Origin of the sequence: Enteractinococcus helveticum, assembly GCF_001657475.1 — a bacterium.
GTDB lineage: Bacteria > Actinomycetota > Actinomycetes > Actinomycetales > Micrococcaceae > Yaniella > Yaniella helvetica.
In genome coordinates this window covers 238,764-256,728 of the sequence record NZ_LXEY01000021.1, presented here as the reverse complement: position 1 = coordinate 256,728, position 17,965 = coordinate 238,764, and the positions used below count along the sequence as shown (strand labels likewise).

Genomic DNA, 17,965 nt, shown 5'->3' with positions numbered 1-17,965 from the left:
CGTTTAGAAAGCCTTGCGCGCCGTGAGTGCTCGGTGAACGTCGTCGTGCAATTCTGTCAGAATGCGCTGCAGACCAGTGTGGATGGTGGCACTAGCAGCGTCCTGGGTTTGCTGTGCGGTCTGCTCGGAGATCTCCCACATGGGGAATAGTCCGACAGCAAGGGTCTCTGCCATTTCGAAGCTGCTGGCACCCCACAGATCATCAACGGTGTCGAAGTATTGAGCAGTGTAGGGGAGTAGTAGCGACACGTCATGGACGTCGCGGAAGCCCATCACTAAGTGACGCAGCTCCAGGTTGGTGGGTTCTCCAGAAGTTATAAGTTCCCAGGTGGCAGCTTTATTCTCCGGTGTTGGGATCATGGCACGCGCATGGATGGCCGCAAGATAACCCGTGGAAGTATCATCTTCGATTTCTGCTGCGTCGATTTCAGTTTCACCTGCCTCGCCCATAGCAACGAGACGTTGCAACGCAGTCCATGCCATATCCGTGGAGACTGAGAAGCCTTCGGGGCCCCGTTTATCTGCGAGCGCGCTGACCGTAGTGACGTCGTCCGTACGGGCGTGACGAATGAACGTTTGGATGAGCTGGAGCTGCACATCGGAACCTGCAGGGACTTGCTGGACCAATTGCCATAGGCGAGATGAAAAATGTTGACGGTACAGCGGGACGTGGGCAGTAGGGATGTATCGATCGAGGGATTCGGCGACTTGGCGCATGAGCATCATAACAACTGACGAGTCCGTTTCGGATGCGATGTGGTCCAGCACGAGTTCTAGGAACCAGGAGGCCGAAGCGTTGGCGTCGCGGGTCTGATCCCACGCTGACCCCCATGCCAATGACCGTGCCAGTGCGTCGTCGATTGCGCCCAGGTGGTCGGTCAATGTGAGGACGGAGGTGGTGTCGGCACGGAGTTTCGCGTAGGTCAGATCGGCGTCGTTGACTAAGACCAGTGGTGTATCCGGGATATCAAGTGTGGTGATCTCGGCGTTTAGATCGGTCTCAACGTAGTGGGTACGGGTGAGCTTGTTACCGGTGAAGTCATAGCAGCCAATGCCCACGCGGTGTTGCTGCACCGGTTGGGTCTGCATAATGGTCAGCCCATTCTGCCGTTGCCAGCTAAGCGTGTTGACCCCGGTGGAGTGTAGCCATTGGCGTGACCAGTCAGATAGGTCGCGTCCAGAGGCGTTCTCCAAGTGGCGCAAAAGATCAGAGAACTCGGCATTGCCCCAAGCATGTTCGGCAAAATACTGTCGGATACCCTTCATGAATTGGTCTTGACCAACCAGTGCAACCAGTTGGCGAAGGACCGAGGCACCCTTGGCATAGGTAATGCCATCAAAGTTGCCGGCTACCGCATCCAAATCGACCATATCGGCAACCACCGGGTGGGTCGTGGCCAGTTGATCTTGGCGGTAGGCCCAGGTCTTTTCGGTGGCGTTGAATGTGGTCCAGGCATCGGTGAAACCGGCATCAATGGCAGCTATGTGGGAGACGAATTCGGCAAAAGACTCCGACAGCCACAGATCGTCCCACCATTTCATGGTCACCAGGTTGCCAAACCACATGTGGGCCAGCTCGTGCAAGATGGTGATAGCGCGGCGCTGCACCGTGGCCTGGGGGACCGGGGACCGGAAGATATAGTCTTCCAACATGGTCACGGCCCCGATGTTCTCCATGGCTCCGGCATTGAATTCGGGCACAAAGATCTGGTCGTACTTGGTGTACGGGTAGGGCTGGTCGAACTGATCCTCATAGAAGGCAAAGCCGTTTTTGGTGATATCGAAGATCTCTTCGGCATCCACGTATCTGGCAAGGGATCGACGCGACCACAAACCCAGTGCTACGGATGCATCGGCGGTGTCCCAGGAGTCTTCGCCCACCTGAACGTATTCACCGGCAATGAGCGCGAACAGGTACGACGACATGACCGGGCTGGGAGCAAATGACCAGTGGGCGACCTCGTCATGGATGGTGCATTCACCGGGTTCATTGGATATCACATGCCAGTGGGCAGGGGCCGTCACCTGGATTTTGTAGCGCGCTTTGAGATCGGGCTGATCAAACACCGGGAAGATCCGCCGCGCATCGGCTGGCGCACACTGAGAATACAAATAGACCGCCTCATCAAAGGGATCCATGTAGCGGTGAAGGCCCTCACCAGTGGTCGAGTATTTCGCCGATGATCGCACCATCAACTCATTGTCCTCGTGCAGGTCTGGCAAACTCAGCCGAGCGCCGTCATAGGTCACCGGCTGACCATTGAGCTCAGCCGAGACGACCTCGTGGCCCAGCAGATCAATGGCGGTGGAATGCCCGATTGCCGCAGCCGACACCGAGAAGTTCACGACAGTATGGACCGTAAAGACGTCGTCATCGGTGAGATCAAAGTGCAATCGGTAGGTATCAACCTCGAGCATTGCCGCACGCAGTTGAGCCTGGTGGCGGGTAATCGTGGTGGTGAGTGATGCGGGCACGGCGGATCCTTTCAAAACAATGTCACTATTGTTTCACCAACTCGTGTCACTTCATAACCCCGACTAAGCTGGAGTCAGCAAATTCTGTTATCTTCTAGGAGCCCACGTGCGCGTTCACATTGCCACCGACCACGCCGGTTTAGAACTGGCCCAGTATTTGATCGACAATCTGGCCGAAGCCGGCTACGACATGATCGACCATGGCCCCCAGGAATATGATGCGCTAGATGACTACCCGTCATTCTGCATCAACGCTGCGCTCGCAGTCGCCGCTGATCGTGAGGCGGGGCTGGACTCGCTGGGCATTGTGCTGGGAGGCTCTGGCAACGGTGAACAAATGGCCGCCAATAAGGTCAAGGGCATTCGCGCCGCCCTGGCCTGGAACATTTCCACTGCCCAACTGGCTCGCGAACACAATAATGCCCAGGTGGTTGCCGTGGGTGGTCGTCAGCACGAACCCGCCGAAGCACTCGAAATTATCAAGGCGTTTTTGACCGCTGAATGGTCCAATGAAGAACGCCACGCCCGGCGCATTGGCCAGATCGGTGAATACGAAACCACCGGGGCACTCGACGGTTTTGAACTGGGCACCGAAGGGATTGCCAAGCCTTAATGCCAGAAGGTCACTCCATTCACCGGATTGCCCGGCACTTCGACGAGGTCTTCGTCAACCAACAGCTCACCCTGTCATCACCACAGGGGCGGTTTGTCGACGGGGCGAAACTGCTGGACGGGCATCGCGCCGTTGCCTCTGAGGCCTACGGCAAGCACTGGTTCTTATACTTCGACAATGAGCTGGTGCTCAATGTGCACCTGGGCATGTACGGGGCCTGGACCTTCGGCGGGTCCCAGCACTCCTCGATCGGGGCACCACGCAAGATCGGCGAACAGGAAGACCACCGGAGCGCTGCCGTTGAACTCACCGAGCCACGCCCGACCACTCGCGTGCGAATCATCGGCGATAACTCATGGGCCGATCTGGTGGGTGCTTCCGTGTGCCGAACGCTGACCATCGCCGAGGCCCAAGATGTCATCGACGGTATCGGCCCGGATCCGCTCCGTGAGGACGCGGATCCGGAACGCTTCTACGATGTTGCGGCCAAGACTCGACGGCGCATCGGGGCGATCCTCATGGATCAAAAAACCATTGGCGGCATCGGCAATATCTACCGTGCAGAAGGGCTATTCAGGCTGGATCTGGACCCGCACACACCGGCCAATAGGCTGCCCAAGGATATCCACGAAGCCATCTGGGTAGACCAGGTGCATCTGTTGCACATTGGCGTTGAGACCGGACGGATCATCACCACCGAAGCCGAGCACCGCCCCGGCGTGGCATTGGCTGATGCCTTTCCCGAACACGCGAACTATGTTTATCAACGCCAGGGACAACAGTGTCTTGTGTGTGGCAACAACGCGATCATTGTCGAGGAGCTAGAAGCTCGAAAACTGTACTGGTGTACAGCCTGTCAGAAGTCTTAAACATTTCATGAAACCTTAAAGCGCATCAGGAACTGTGGTTTAGTTAACTCCGTGCATGTCATAGATTTACTTGATACCGGCCTAAAAACGTACACCGCGATGGACGAGATGCAACGTGACTTGCATGCCAAGATCGCCCGCGGTGAGCATCCCAACTCATTTCTGCTTTTCGAAACAGAATCAAGTTACACGGCCGGTCGTCACACCCGGTCTGACGACATCATCGATCCCACATTGCCGATCATCGAAACTGATCGCGCAGGCTCCATTACCTGGCACGGCCCCGGGCAGCTCGTATGCTACCCACTGGTCAAACTCGCCGCACCGGTGGATGTCATCAAATACATCCGTGCGGTCGAAGGCGCCGTTCTAGACACCTTGCAGAACTCCTTTAATCTTGACGTCCGCCGTATCGAAGGTCGAGCCGGCGTATGGATCGACAACCGCAAGATCTCTGCCATCGGCCTGAAGATCTCCCAGGACGCGACGCTGCACGGCATTTCGCTCAACGTCAACACCGATCCTGCCACCGCATTTTCTGGGATTGTCCCGTGCGGTATCACCGACGCCACCGTGACCTCCATGGCTGAAGAAGGCATCGATACCACCCTGGGTGCTGTGGCCGCACCGCTGGTAGCCGCCTTAGAGCAACGACTTGAACCACTACTTGCACCGACAACGATTGAAGGAGACGTCCATGTCTACCATCCCGCAGGCTGAAGGTCGCAAACTTCTGCGTATTGAGGCGCGCAACGCTCAAGTACCTCGCGAGCCGCGCCCCGAATGGCTCAAAACCCGTGCCACCGTGGGGCCCGAATATAAGAATCTCAAAGAGCAGGTCGCCACGACGTCGTTGAACACGGTGTGTGCTGAAGCCAACTGCCCCAATATTTATGAATGCTGGGAAGACCGTGAAGCATCCTTCCTCATCGGCGGTGCCGTGTGTACTCGACGCTGTGGATTCTGTGACATTGCCACCGGTAAGCCCGAAGAATACGACACCGAAGAGCCCTACCGCGTCGCTGAGACGGTCGATGAGCTTGGTCTGAATTACGTCACCGTCACCGGTGTAGCACGCGACGATCTGGAAGACGGCGCTTCCTGGCTTTACGCCGAGACCGCACGTGCCATCCATGAACGCACCCCGCATACAGGCGTCGAACTGCTCGTGGACGACTTCCGTGGGGGAGATAGCGCACTGCAGAAGATCTTTGATGCCAAACCCGAGGTCTTCGCACACAACTTGGAAACTGTCCCGCGGCTGATGAAACTCATCCGCCCGGCGTTCCGGTATGAAAAATCCTTGGCGTCAATCAGTAAGGCGCGTGATGCCGGACTGGTCACCAAATCGAACCTGATCCTGGGGATGGGGGAGACCACCGAAGAGATCGAATCAACGATTCTTGATCTGATCAACGCTGGAACCCACATCATCACCATTACCCAGTACCTGCGCCCATCGCCGCTGCACCACCCGGTGGATCGGTGGGTCAAACCCCAAGAATTCTTACGGCTGCGCGACTTCGCCTACGAACACGGCGCCAAAGCGGTTATGTCTGGACCGCTGGTTCGTTCATCGTACCGTTCCGGCAAGCTCTATGTGGAAGCCATGCGCGCACTGGGCCGTGACATCCCAGCACAGTTCAGCCACCTGGCCGAAGGTGCCGATATCCCGGCCCGTCAGGAAGCCGAATCTGTTGCCTCCCGGTTCGAGGATAACAACGCCGATGTCGTTGCTATCCCAGCGGCCTCACTCAACTAGCAAAATGTTAGAGAACTAAAAAGCCATACCGTGCCGCCCCGGGCGGACAGGTACGGTATGGCTTTTTAGGAACGATTGATCGCCCACGGGACAACGAATACGGTAGGAAGTTTATTTAAAACCCGTTATTGTCACCCCGGGAGAATTTATTCATCAGATCATTGAGATCTGATTCAGTCAGGGTGGCATCGCGTTCAATCCATGATTTATAAACCACTCGAATCATGTTGAGTTCGGGTGACAGGGTGGTATTGACCCAGTCGTCTTCTTTATAGGTCACGACTTCTTCAGGCGTGACAACGTCTACGGTGCCTTTATCGGGGTAATGGTGGATCGCTTGGATCACGGCGACCGATTGCCCGCCCCGGTAGATTAGTGTTTGACCTACGTTGCGGTGATCGAGCGTTTTAGCTTCAAACATCGTTTTCTTGTCCCTTGTATTTTCGTTAACTTAGTCCGGGCCAGTCAGCATGTGTTTTCAAAAGCACAAAGACAGCTGATAATCCACATAATAGTGGCTGCGACAAGTCTCGTAACGAGTATGCGATATAGAGCTTAATCCTAAGTGATCAAGGGGTGAAAATGAACGTCCTACACGTCAATTCACCAAGAAACATCGACATGAGAGCCGACTGAACTTGGCTAGAAATTTTCAGGAATGAACGTGTCCCAATTTTGCATGACCGCAGCTTATAGGTTATTGTTATGTCTGTTGCCCAAGCGGTATGCGGGTGTAGCTCAATGGTAGAGCCTCTGCCTTCCAAGCAGATAGTGCGAGTTCGATTCTCGTCACCCGCTCCAAGCTCCGATTCAAACTCAGGTCGAATCGGAGCTTTTGTTTTTCCAAAAAATGACATCGCTGCATGAAGCTGCTCTGCGACTCAGGGGCCACTGAGGTGATCGCGTCTGTTATGCATCACATTTTCGAAGTGACACACTCTGGAACCTCACTCCCGATAGCTTCCACTCGAACTTTGCAAGCCTTCTGAGTAAAACTCGGGTTCTCCGAAGCTGAAGTGATTGCGGGTAAAAAGCCACGTCAAAACAGCTATGGCTAACGTCACTTTTGAACGCAAAGCCGTTGCAATTGCACCAAAAATTAGAAAGTTTTCAGAAAAGGCTCATCTCGATTTGGACTTTCGGAAAGCTTTGTCATATAGTTATCTCTCGGCGCCATGGTGCGAGCCGCTACAGGGGTAAGACTTCAATGGCGGATAATCCAGCAGGTCAATGACCTGATCGCGGGACGTAGCTCAGCTTGGTAGAGCGCGCGCTTTGGGAGCGTGAGGTCGCAGGTTCAAATCCTGTCGTCCCGACTGCATGGTGCTGTCGGAAGCATATGATGTAATTCGGCAAGTACCGAAACCATAGAAATTCCGATTAGAATCCAGGAGTCCTACGTGGTCCAATCCACCGTTGAAAACCTCGCCCCAACTCGGGTCAAACTAGAGGTTGAGGTTCCTTTCGAAGAACTCAAACCGCGTATCGATGCTACTTACAAATCACTTGCAGACCAAATTCAGGTCCCTGGCTTCCGTAAGGGCAAAGTTCCATCACGCTTGATCGACCAGCGCGTCGGGCGTGGTTTCGTTATCGAAAACGCAGTCAATGACAACCTTGATGCATTCTTCCAAGAAGCTCTTCGTGACAACGAGCTGTCACCACTGACTCGCCCAGAAGTTGATGTCACGTCCGTGCCAGGCAACGAAGGTGACGACGAAGCACCCCTGAAGTTCAACACCGAATTCGACATTCGTCCAACCGTAGAACTGCCAGACTATAAAGGCCTGGAAGTTACCGTTGAGCCAGTTACCGTCAGCGAAGAACAAGAACAAAAAGTTCTTGACGATCTGCGCGAACGCTTCGCAACCCTCGTTGACGTTGATCGTCCAGCCGACAAGGGTGACACCGTCACCATCGGTCTGAACGCAACCATCGATGATGAAGAAGTCGACACCGCCGAAGGCCTGTCCTACGAAATCGGGTCTGGCACCATGCTCGACGGCCTCGATGAAGCCCTCGAAGGTCTCTCCGCCGGCGAAGACGCGATCTTCGAAACCACCCTTGCCGGTGGCGAGCACACCGGTGAAGAAGCAACCGTCAAAGTAGTTCTGGAATCCGTCAAAGAACGCGAACTGCCAGAAGCTGATGACGACTTCGCTCAGCTAGCATCCGAGTTCGACACCATTGACGAACTCAAAGCAGACCTGAAGAACCAGGCGGCTGAAGAAGCCAAAACCAACCAGGGCGTCGAAGCACGCGAAAACGCACTGGAAGAACTGCTGAAACTCGTTGAAGTTCCTGTTCCAGAAAACATGCTCGCCGAGCAGGTTGAACAGCACTTCACCTCTCAGGGACACACCGAAGGCGACGAGCACGACACAGAAGAACACCGCGAAAAAGTCAAAGAGAACTTCCGTGAGGCGTTCATCAACGAAGTCGTCCTTGATGCAATCGCAGACCAGGAAGAAATTCAGGTCGAACAGTCCGAACTGATCGAATACATCCTGAGCTCAGCTTCCCAGTACGGTATGGATCCAAACCAGTTTGCACAGATGCTGGATCAGGCCGGCCAGGTCCCAATGATCATGGGCGAAGTTCGCCGTCGTAAAGCCCTTGCTGCTGTCCTCGAAGAAGCCAAGGTCGTAGACACCGAAGGCAACGACGTCGACCTGTCGTTCTTCCTCAACCCAGAGGGTGAAGAAGAAACCGCAGAAGAAGCAGAAGAAGACAACAACTAAGTCTTGCCCAAACGTCGAGGTCCGCTCCTACAATAGGGGGTGGACCTCGGCTATTTAAGTACAATCACGGCTGACAGCGAAAAGCGTGAGTCAACTCTGCTCAAGTTGTGTTTCGCCCAGTAATGTCGTTGACCAGAACAAGTTTGCTAAACCAATCACGCAAGTGAAGGAAGGTAGGACGTCGTGACTGACTCGTCCCACGCACCACGAATGGCCTCGGTAGATCCAGCCAGCCGTGAAGACTACATCTACAACCGCTTGCTCAAAGAGCGCATCATCTGGCTTGGATCAGAGGTCCGCGATGACAACGCCAACACCATCGCATCTCAGATGCTCCTGCTCAGTGCAGAAGATCCAGAATCTGACATCTTCTTGTACATCAACTCGCCAGGTGGATCCGTAACCGCCGGTATGGCCATCTATGACACCATGCAGCTCATTCCAAACGATGTGGTGACTGTTGCCACCGGTCTGGCCGCCTCCATGGGCCAGTTCTTGCTGTCCTCCGGTACCCCCGGTAAACGTTATGCCACGCCGCACGCCCGTATCCTGATGCACCAGCCTTCCGGCGGCATTGGTGGTACCGAGTCGGATATTCGCATTCAGGCACAGCTGATCATGCACATGAAACAAGTCATGTCCGAACTCACCGCTGAGCAGACCGGCCAACCGGTAGAACGCATCCTCGAAGATAACGCACGTGACAAATGGTTCACGGCTGAAGAAGGCCTTGAATACGGATTCTTCGACCACATCGCTTCCGGAACCGCATCCATGGTCGGTGGCGGCGGAATCGACAAAAAATAACCGGCTGCCCAGTCGCGACACAGAATCTAATATTTTCTTCAGGAGACTTTAATGAACTTCGAAATGCCACAGGGCACACCGGCCACCCCGATGCCTTCTAACCGTTACATCCTGCCGCAGTTTGAAGAGCGCACACCATACGGTTTCAAACGCCAGGACCCATACGCTCGTCTGTTCGAAGACCGCATCATCTTCTTGGGTACCCAGGTCGATGACGCTTCAGCAGACGATGTCATGGCACAGCTACTCGTGTTGGAAGCCATGGACTCGGATCGTGACATCACCCTGTACATCAACTCACCGGGTGGTTCCTTCACGGCGATGACTGCTATCTATGACACCATGCAGTTCATTCGCCCCGAAGTCCAGACCGTTGCCCTCGGACAGGCCGCTTCAGCTGCCGCAGTCCTGCTGGCTGCCGGTGCTCCAGGTAAACGCTTGGCATTGCCCAACTCGCGTGTATTGATCCACCAGCCATCGATGGGTGGAGACCGCGGTACGGCAACCGATCTGCAGATTCACGCAGACGAACTGCTACGTATTCGTACCTGGATGGAAGAAACGCTGGCCAACCACACCAACAAGACCGCAGACGAGGTTCGCGAGGACATCGACCGCGATAAATTCTTGTCGGCCGAACAGGCCAAAGAATACGGTCTGATCGACGAAGTGCTGGAATCTCGTAAAAAGACGGCACAGTAGCCCCGATCATGCAGCACGCGCCCTACCATAGAAGGTAGGGCGCGTTTGTTTGCACACGGCGAATACGCCCGATGACAGCGGCAAATAAAGTTATCCACGCCTGGAGCAACCTCCCGGGGAATAACCTCCTGACCATTTATGCTGGACTAGTAAGGTGCATAAGGAGATGAAATGGCTCGAATCGGAGAATCAGCAGATCTGCTGAAGTGTTCCTTTTGTGGGAAAACTCAGAAGCAGGTGCGTAAGCTCATCGCCGGACCTGGTGTTTATATTTGTGATGAGTGCATCGAGCTGTGCAACGAGATAATCGAAGAAGAACTTGCCGAGGTCACTCAGAGCAGCGAATTCGTCCTGCCCACCCCGCAAGAAATCTACGCCCACCTTGATGACTACGTCATTGGACAAGAACGAGCCAAAGCGGCACTGTCAGTAGCGGTATATAACCACTACAAGCGCGTTCACGCCCAAGACAACATTAAAGCTTCAATGCGAGAAGCCTTCGGCACGGATGTCGACTTCTCGCATCTAGATGAAGTCGAAATCGGCAAGTCCAACATCATGTTGGTCGGACCGACCGGCTCAGGGAAGACCTATCTGGCCCAAACCCTGGCCAGACGACTCGACGTTCCGTTCATCGTTGCTGACGCGACCTCGCTCACCGAAGCAGGCTATGTCGGTGAAGACGTTGAAAACATTCTGCTCAAACTCATTCAAGCAGCAGACAACGACGTCGCCAAAGCCGAAAAGGGCATCATCTACATCGACGAGATCGACAAAATCTCGCGTAAATCCGAGAACCCATCCATCACCCGTGATGTCTCGGGCGAAGGTGTTCAGCAATCGCTGCTGAAGATTCTTGAAGGAACAGTTGCTTCGGTGCCGCCTCAAGGTGGCCGCAAGCATCCACACCAAGAGTTCTTGGAACTTGATACCTCCAACATCCTCTTTATTGTTGCGGGTGCATTTGCTGGACTTGAAGACATTATTGATGCCCGTGCAGGACAAAAATCCATCGGTTTTGGTGCTCCGCTGAAAGTCGCCGGAGACGAAGATGCGCCATCATTCCTGGACGTTCAACCCGAAGATCTCATCAAGTTCGGCCTCATCCCAGAATTCATTGGACGTCTGCCGGTCATCACCGCCGTAGAACATCTCGACGAAGACGCCTTGATCCGGGTGCTCACCGAGCCGAGAAATGCGCTGAGCAAGCAATACCAAAAAATGTTTGCACTCGATGGCGTGCAACTGGATTTTGACCAGGAAGCGTTAGAGGCCATTGTTGCGAAAGCAGAAGCCCGGGGGACTGGTGCTCGTGGTCTTCGCTCTATTATTGAAGACGTACTGCAACCGATCATGTTCGATTTGCCATCCCGCGACGATATCGCACAAGTTACCATCACCAAAGAAACCGTTGACGGTACAGGACAACCGGTCATGGTTTCGCGGGAAGTCGCCCGCAAACGTCGCAATAAAACCGCCTAAGGAGACAGCTTGGCACAAACAGTCAAATTTTGGTTCGACCCTGCCTGCCCATTTGCATGGATTACTTCACGTTGGATCCGCGAAGTCGAACAGGTCCGCGACATCAAAGTCGATTTCGAAGTCATCTCGCTGGGTGTCTTGAATGAAAAGCACCAGGATCAAGATGATCCGGGCACCAAGGCTATCTGGCAAGGAGCTCGCACCGCACTGGCAGTCCGCGAACGCCACGGAGCCGAGAAAGTCAGTGAGTTCTATACCGCTGCAGGTACTCGCATTCACAACGAAGGCTACGGCACGGAGCGCTATGACGATGCCATGACCGAAGCTCTCGCAGAAATTGGCGTCGATGATGCCAACGAGATTTTCGAAGAATCCAAGAAAGACACGTACGACGAGGGACTGCGCGAATCCACCAGGTGCGCACTTGAACTTGTCGGAGACGACGTTGGAACCCCTATCATCGCCATCGGTGACTCCGCATTCTTTGGCCCGGTCATGACTCGCATCCCACGCGGAGAAGAAGCCGGCAAGATCTGGGACGGTTTCTCCACGCTCGTCGAGTATCCATACTTCTACGAACTCAAGCGCGCACGCAACACCAAGCCAGAGTTCAGCTAATCACAGACCAATGAACAAACCCCCGCAGGTTTAGAACCTGTGGGGGTTTGTTGCATTCTGAACTGTGTTACTCAGCCGGTGCCAGCTCGACCTCGGTGAGACGCAAATCAATGATTTCGTCATCCTCACCGGTGATCGCTTCGCCAGCAGTCAGTTGGAGGTCCGTGACATTTCCGGCGGCACGCAGATCATCCAAGCCAGCTTTGAGCTCGATGATGCGATCCTCGGTAGCCGTGATCGTCGCAGCGACCACCTCGGTACGCTGTTTGACCTTCGCATCCGATTTGGCCTTGCGGATGCGGGAAATGGCGCGAGTAACGGTCGAGAGGACTTCGACATTTCCGGTATGTGCAGCAGTGGCAATACCAGCCAACTCGTTTTCTAGTCCTGGCCACGCCGTTTTGTGTACCGAACCGGTACGCCACCATGACCAGACCTCATCGGTGGCAAATGGCTGGAACGGTGCCAACAAGCGCAGGAGTGCATCAAGGGCTGTTGCCAAGGTGGCCACGACCGATGCCTGTTCGGCTTCACCACGAGAACCGTACGCACGGTCTTTGATGAGCTCGATGTAGTCATCAGTGAAGTGCCAGAAGAAGGTCTCGACTAGATTCAGGGTGCGAGCATAGTCATACTTTTCGAACGCCCGGGTGGCCTGCACGATCGCCTCATGCAGCTGAGCCAGCAGTGACTGATCCAATGGATGAGTGATGACTGCAGCATCATCAGCGGTTGAGACGATCTTGTCTTGGGTCGCACCAAGGTTCAAAGCGAACTTCGAGGCATTGAGCAGCTTGATCGCCAAACGACGACCAATTTTCATCTGGTTGACTTCATACGCGGTGTCCGAACCCAGGCGAGCAGAAGCCGCCCAGTAACGCACCGCATCAGCGCCAAACTCATCCAGGATGTCGGTTGGAACCACAACATTGCCCTTGGACTTGGACATCTTCTGACGCTGTGGATCTAGCACCCAGCCAGAGAGTGCGGTGTGCTTCCACGGTACGGTGTCCTGCAGCTGGTCGGCGCGAACAACGGTCGAGAACAGCCAGGTCCGGATGATGTCGTGGCCCTGGGGGCGCAGATCAAATGGGAAGACGTTATTGAAATACTCGTCGTCCTTGGACCACTGCCCAATGATCTGGGGAGTCAGCGATGAGGTAGCCCAGGTGTCCAGCACGTCTGGGTCACCGGTGAAACCACCTGGCACATCGCGTTGATCCGCGGTGAAGCCTGCTGGAATATCTTCCAACGGATCCACAGGCAGTTGCTCATCGGATGGGGCAATCGGGTTCTCGTAGTCTGGATTGCCTTCTTCGTCCAAGCGGTACCACAGGGGGATTGCCACGCCGAAGACGCGCTGGCGGGAGACCAACCAGTCGCCTGAGAGGTTTTCGACCCAGTTAGCGTACCGGGACTGCATGAATCCGGGGTGCCACTCCAGCTCGTTGCCGCGTTCGATGAGCTTATTGCGCAGTTCAGCGTCGCGGCCACCATTACGCAGGTACCACTGACGCGAGGTGACAATTTCTAGGGGCTTGTCGCCTTTTTCAAAGAAGTTCACTGCGTGCATGATCTTCTTTGGTTCGCCATCGAGCAGTTCTGCTGCTTCCAACATTTCGATGACGGCTTTTTCTGCCGAGAAGACGGTCTTCCCGGCGAGCTGGGCATAGTTTTCGATACCGCGCTCTGAGGTGATCCATTCAGGAGTTTCGCGAGCAAATCGCCCGTCGCGACCGATCAGGGTGCGAGTTGGTAGTTGCAGCTCGCGCCACCAGGTGATGTCGTTCTGGTCGCCGAAGGTACAGACCATGGCGATACCGGCACCCTTGTCAGGCTGTGCCAGTTCATGTGGGTAGACCTCAACTTCAACATCGAACAGGGGAGAGGTGACGGTCTTGCCGAATAGGTGCTGGTAGCGTTCGTCGTCCGGGTGTGCGACCAGTGCTGAGCATGCTGCCAGCAGTTCTGGACGGGTGGTTTCAATGAAGACTTCTGAGCCATCTTCAGCAAAGAACGGGTAGCGGTAGTAGGCTCCTGGAACTTCTTTGTCTTCCAACTCAGCCTGAGCAACCGCAGTCTGGAAGGTGACATCCCACATGGTGGGCGCTTCGGCATTGTAGGCGTGACCGTCGGCAAGGTTTTGCAGGAATGCCCGCTGTGAAATTTCGCGTGAGTGGTCATCAATCGTGCGGTAGCTCAAATTCCAGTCAACCGATAGACCGAGTTGTGTGAAGAGCTGTTCATAGATCACTTCGTCATCGCGAGATTGTGCCAAGCACAGCTCGATGAAGTTCTGGCGCGAAACCACGTCCCAGTCGCGGCGGTTCTTGGCCGGTTGTGCAGGCGGCTGATAGTTCGGATCATAGGCAACCGAGGTATCGGTGCGGACACCAAAATAGTTCTGCACGCGGCGTTCAGTAGGCAGACCGTTGTCGTCCCAGCCCATCGGATAGAACACGTTTTTGCCGCACATGCGCATAAACCGGGCGATTACATCGGTTTGGGTATAGGAGAACACGTGGCCGACGTGCAACGAGCCCGAGGCCGTTGGTGGCGGGGTGTCAATCGAGTAGACCTGGTCGCGGGTGGTGTTCGGATCAAATGCATACACCCGGTCTTCTTCCCACCGGGTGCTAAATTTTTCTTCGAGTCCTTCCAGACCGACGCGATCTGGAACACTTATCGTTTTGGGCGTGTCTGTGCCCATCGTATTTTCAGCCATGGCCACTATTGTTTCATATTCTGACACTGATCCTGGTCTCTGACGTCACCGCAAACATCGATATTTCGCCCGCCCTGTTTTAGGGTGGTGCACATGACTGCTGAACAACCTGCTGCCCTTGTCACCGGAGCAACCTCCGGGATTGGTCGTGCCACCGCACTGCAACTTGTCCGTAACGGTTGGAAGGTATTTGCCGCCGGCCGCCGCACCGACAACCTCGAGAACCTCGCGGCAGAGTGCCAGGACCTGCCCGGAGTGCTGATCCCGGTAGCTGCCGATGTCACCGATGATGCTTCCGTGACGGCGCTTTATGAGACGGTTGAGGCCCAGGGCGGTGTCGACACCGTATTGAATATCGCTGGTGGGGCGATGGGTGCTGAACCAATCGCCGAGGCAGATCTGGCCGATTGGGAATGGATGATCGACACCAACGTGCTGGGCTCGCTGCGGGTCATCAAGCAATTCTTACCAATGCTGCGAGCGCACGGTGCCGGAACGATTTTGAATCTCACTTCAACGGCCGGTGTCGTCGCATATGAAGGCGGCGCCGGGTATAACGCAGCCAAATTTGGTCAGCACGCCATGACCGGAGCCCTACGGTTGGAAGAAGCCGAGCACAATATTCGCGTCATCGAGGTGTTGCCTGGTCTGGTGAAGACCGATGAGTTTGCACTCAATCGTATGCGCGGTGACGCCAGCAAAGCCGCGGATGTATATGCCGGAGTCGACAAGCCGTTGACCGCAGAAGACGTTGCCGATGTTTGCGCCTATGCCGTGAATCTTCCCCACCACATTAACCTGGATGAAATCGTGATGCGCCCGGTCAAACAGGCCGCCCAACACAAGCTCATTCGCGATGCTCAAGACAGCGCCTAAGTATCGCCTACCACCGGTCGAGTTCTCACCGGACACGACGTACCCGACCGGTAAGTGATAACGCCTGGTTGTATGAGATTGAGTTTCGGCTGGGGCGAGCCAATGTGCGATGAGGGGACTCCCGCCGAGCCGTGGGAAGGACTACGATTGAACCAGCCCATAAACCGCTGACCTCGCGTCTGCGATGAGCGCACCAGGCACGGTGAGCGAGCATGGGAACCACAGGTGATCGGAAGGCCATGGATGGCCAGCACAATGCGCATGATTGGCAACGAGCCCACAGACCGGACCCGGCACATCACGCCGCCCCAGAGCAGCAAGCGCAACCAAGACACATCAAACGTCTGCGCCGCTGGATGCTGGCCGACACCTCGGTGCCGCATGGTCGTCATGCCGGGCCACACGGGCGGGTAGAAGACCACGACGATCGTGCTCACTGGCTGCGGGTCATGTGTCTGACCGGCCTGGATTATTTCTCGACCTTGGGATATCAACCCGCGATCGCCGCCCTGGCAGCCGGGGTCATTGCTCCGGCAGCAACCATTGTGCTGGTGGTCGTCACGTTGGCCGGTGCACTACCGGTGTATCGTCGCGTCGCACAAGAAAGCCCACACGGTACCGGTTCGATCGCCATGCTGGCCAAACTGCTGCCACGCTGGGCAGGCAAACTTGCGGTGCTGATCTTATTGGGTTTTGTCGTCACCGACTTCGTCATTACAATGACTCTGTCAGCTTCAGATGCCACAGCCCATCTGAGCGAGAACCCCGTGGCCTCATCCGTGGTGAACGGCAGGGAAGTGGTCACCACCCTGGTCCTATTAGCCGGGCTCGCGCTGATCTTCCTGTGGGGTTTTCGAGAAGCCATCCGGGTTGCCACGGTCCTAGTCACCGCGTTTCTGGCCGTGAACGGTATCGTCATTGTGGTCGCATTCGTCCATCTATTGCAACAGCCTGTAGTGGTGAGTAATTGGTGGACGGTGCTCACCACCCAGCACGGCGATCCCTTATTCGCCGTCGCAGTGGCCCTGCTCGTTTTCCCCAAGCTTGCGCTGGGTCTGTCAGGATTTGAAACCGGCGTCGTCGTCATGCCCCAGATCCGAGGGGACGCCACCGATACCGAGGCTCAGCCAACCGGTCGTATCCGTCACACCAAACACCTGCTGACCACCTCAGCGCTGATCATGAGCGCGTTTTTGATCACCTCGTCAATCACCACGGTGGTGCTGATTCCGGCTGCAGCCTTCGAAGCGGGCGGCCCAGCCAACGGCCGTGCCCTGGCCTATCTTGCCCATGAGTATCTAGGGCCGGTATTTGGGACGGTCTATGACGTCATTATGGTGGCGATTCTATGGTTCGCTGGCGCCTCGGCAATGGCCGGGCTGCTGAACCTGGTGCCCCGATATTTACCGCACTACGGGATGGCCCCGGCCTGGACACAACGCAACCGTCCACTGGTGTTTGTTTTCGCAGCCATCGCCTTTGTCATCACGGTTATCTTCCAGGCCGACGTCGATGCTCAAGGCGGCGCCTATGCCACCGGGGTGCTGGTGCTGATCACTTCGGCAGCCATCGCCGTCACCCTGGCGGCACGGCACAAAGCTCAGCGGGGCGCCATGCTCGGATATGGCGGTATCGCCGTCATCTTTATTTACACGACGATCGCAAATATTATTGAACGCCCCGACGGCATCAAAATTGCCGGCAGCTTCATCCTGGCCATCCTAGTGGTCAGCCTCATTTCTCGAGCCGTGCGCTCAACCGAACTGCGCGCTACCTCCATCCACTTTGATGCGCCCGCCCAGCACCTGCTGGAACAGCATTCCGACGGCGTGCTGCGACTCATTGCCCATAACCCCAGACACGTTGCCGCCCAGCGCTATCGCCAATCTCTGAGCAAAGCCCAGGCAGCGCACAACCTGCCGGTCGACGGGGTGTTATTTATCGAAGTCGTGGTCGCCGATAGTTCAGAATTTGAAACCGATGTCATGGTGCGCGGTGTTCAACGCTACGGCTATCACGTGCTGGTTGCTGAAGGCACAACGGTCGCCAACACCATCGCGGCAATTGCCCTGTATCTACGAGATGCCCTGGACTGTGAAACCCACGTGTATTTCCAATGGACCGAAGCAACCCCGGTGACCAATATTCTGCGCTACCTGGTCTTTGGGGAGGGTTCGATCGCATCGGTCACCCGGGAAGTGCTCCGCGAAGCTGAACCCAATGTGCGCCACCGGCCAATCGTGCATGTCGCCTAAGCGCAAAACCTTGCGTAGAGCTGATTTCATGGCCTCAAAT

General features: G+C 55.6%; 14 protein-coding genes and 2 tRNA genes. 13 read left to right on the top strand and 3 right to left on the bottom strand.

What is annotated here, in order from left to right; translation table 11 throughout:
* Positions 1-3: 3 nt before the first annotated feature.
* Entirely contained in the window at positions 4-2,475 is a 2,472-nt protein-coding gene (gene pepN / locus A6F49_RS11630) for an aminopeptidase N (protein ID WP_052504945.1), read from the bottom strand.
* Between the two features lie 106 nt (positions 2,476-2,581).
* On the opposite strand from pepN, the gene A6F49_RS11625 reads away from it, so the two are divergent.
* Genes A6F49_RS11625 through A6F49_RS11610 form a run of 4 tightly spaced genes read left to right on the top strand, consistent with a single transcriptional unit; the run spans position 2,582 to position 5,719 of the window.
* The gene (locus A6F49_RS11625) at positions 2,582-3,088 is read left to right on the top strand and encodes a ribose-5-phosphate isomerase (protein WP_043058417.1); all 507 of its coding nucleotides are present in this window, start codon (positions 2,582-2,584) and stop codon (positions 3,086-3,088) included.
* Positions 3,088-3,957, top strand: coding sequence for an Fpg/Nei family DNA glycosylase (locus A6F49_RS11620; protein WP_043058416.1), 870 nt, complete (start codon positions 3,088-3,090; stop codon positions 3,955-3,957). The genes A6F49_RS11625 and A6F49_RS11620 overlap by 1 nt, the downstream gene beginning before the upstream one ends.
* A gap of 51 nt (positions 3,958-4,008) precedes the next feature.
* Entirely contained in the window at positions 4,009-4,677 is a 669-nt protein-coding gene (lipB, locus tag A6F49_RS11615; protein ID WP_043058415.1) for a lipoyl(octanoyl) transferase LipB, read from the top strand.
* Positions 4,655-5,719 (top strand): lipoyl synthase, encoded by a 1,065-nt coding sequence (locus tag A6F49_RS11610; RefSeq protein WP_043058414.1) that lies wholly within the window; start codon positions 4,655-4,657, stop codon positions 5,717-5,719. The genes lipB and A6F49_RS11610 overlap by 23 nt, the downstream gene beginning before the upstream one ends.
* 115 nt (positions 5,720-5,834) lie before the next feature.
* Here the strand turns inward: A6F49_RS11610 and A6F49_RS11605 are convergent, their stop codons facing one another.
* The gene (locus A6F49_RS11605) at positions 5,835-6,140 is read right to left on the bottom strand and encodes a hypothetical protein (protein WP_043058413.1); all 306 of its coding nucleotides are present in this window, start codon (positions 6,138-6,140) and stop codon (positions 5,835-5,837) included.
* Between the two features lie 306 nt (positions 6,141-6,446).
* On the opposite strand from A6F49_RS11605, the gene A6F49_RS11600 reads away from it, so the two are divergent.
* From A6F49_RS11600 to A6F49_RS11570, 7 genes are all read left to right on the top strand, one after another.
* A tRNA-Gly gene (locus A6F49_RS11600) sits at positions 6,447-6,520 on the top strand.
* 441 nt (positions 6,521-6,961) lie between these two features.
* Positions 6,962-7,035 (top strand) — tRNA-Pro (locus A6F49_RS11595).
* Positions 7,036-7,119: 84 nt separating this feature from the next.
* Positions 7,120-8,460 (top strand): trigger factor, encoded by a 1,341-nt coding sequence (tig, locus tag A6F49_RS11590; RefSeq protein WP_043058412.1) that lies wholly within the window; start codon positions 7,120-7,122, stop codon positions 8,458-8,460.
* Positions 8,461-8,670: 210 nt separating this feature from the next.
* Entirely contained in the window at positions 8,671-9,267 is a 597-nt protein-coding gene (locus A6F49_RS11585; RefSeq protein WP_043058509.1) for an ATP-dependent Clp protease proteolytic subunit, read from the top strand.
* A 51-nt stretch (positions 9,268-9,318) separates the two neighbouring features.
* Positions 9,319-9,969, top strand: coding sequence for an ATP-dependent Clp protease proteolytic subunit (locus tag A6F49_RS11580; protein WP_043058411.1), 651 nt, complete (start codon positions 9,319-9,321; stop codon positions 9,967-9,969).
* Positions 9,970-10,140: 171 nt separating this feature from the next.
* Positions 10,141-11,451 (top strand): ATP-dependent Clp protease ATP-binding subunit ClpX, encoded by a 1,311-nt coding sequence (clpX, locus tag A6F49_RS11575; RefSeq protein WP_043058410.1) that lies wholly within the window; start codon positions 10,141-10,143, stop codon positions 11,449-11,451.
* Positions 11,452-11,460: 9 nt separating this feature from the next.
* Positions 11,461-12,069: a mycothiol-dependent nitroreductase Rv2466c family protein gene (locus A6F49_RS11570; protein ID WP_043058409.1), complete on the top strand. Its 609-nt coding sequence runs from the start codon at positions 11,461-11,463 to the stop codon at positions 12,067-12,069.
* 67 nt (positions 12,070-12,136) lie between these two features.
* Here the strand turns inward: A6F49_RS11570 and valS are convergent, their stop codons facing one another.
* A complete protein-coding gene (valS, locus tag A6F49_RS11565) occupies positions 12,137-14,794 on the bottom strand; it encodes a valine--tRNA ligase (protein ID WP_043058508.1) in 2,658 nt (885 codons plus the stop codon).
* A 93-nt stretch (positions 14,795-14,887) separates the two neighbouring features.
* Between valS and A6F49_RS11560 the strand changes: the two genes are divergently transcribed.
* Together A6F49_RS11560 and A6F49_RS11555 are read left to right on the top strand one after the other, a co-directional pair.
* Complete coding sequence (locus A6F49_RS11560) at positions 14,888-15,670, top strand: SDR family oxidoreductase (RefSeq protein ID WP_043058408.1); 783 nt, start codon at positions 14,888-14,890, stop codon at positions 15,668-15,670.
* Between the two features lie 356 nt (positions 15,671-16,026).
* Positions 16,027-17,925: an APC family permease gene (locus A6F49_RS11555; protein WP_407643843.1), complete on the top strand. Its 1,899-nt coding sequence runs from the start codon at positions 16,027-16,029 to the stop codon at positions 17,923-17,925.
* Positions 17,926-17,965: the final 40 nt, after the last annotated feature.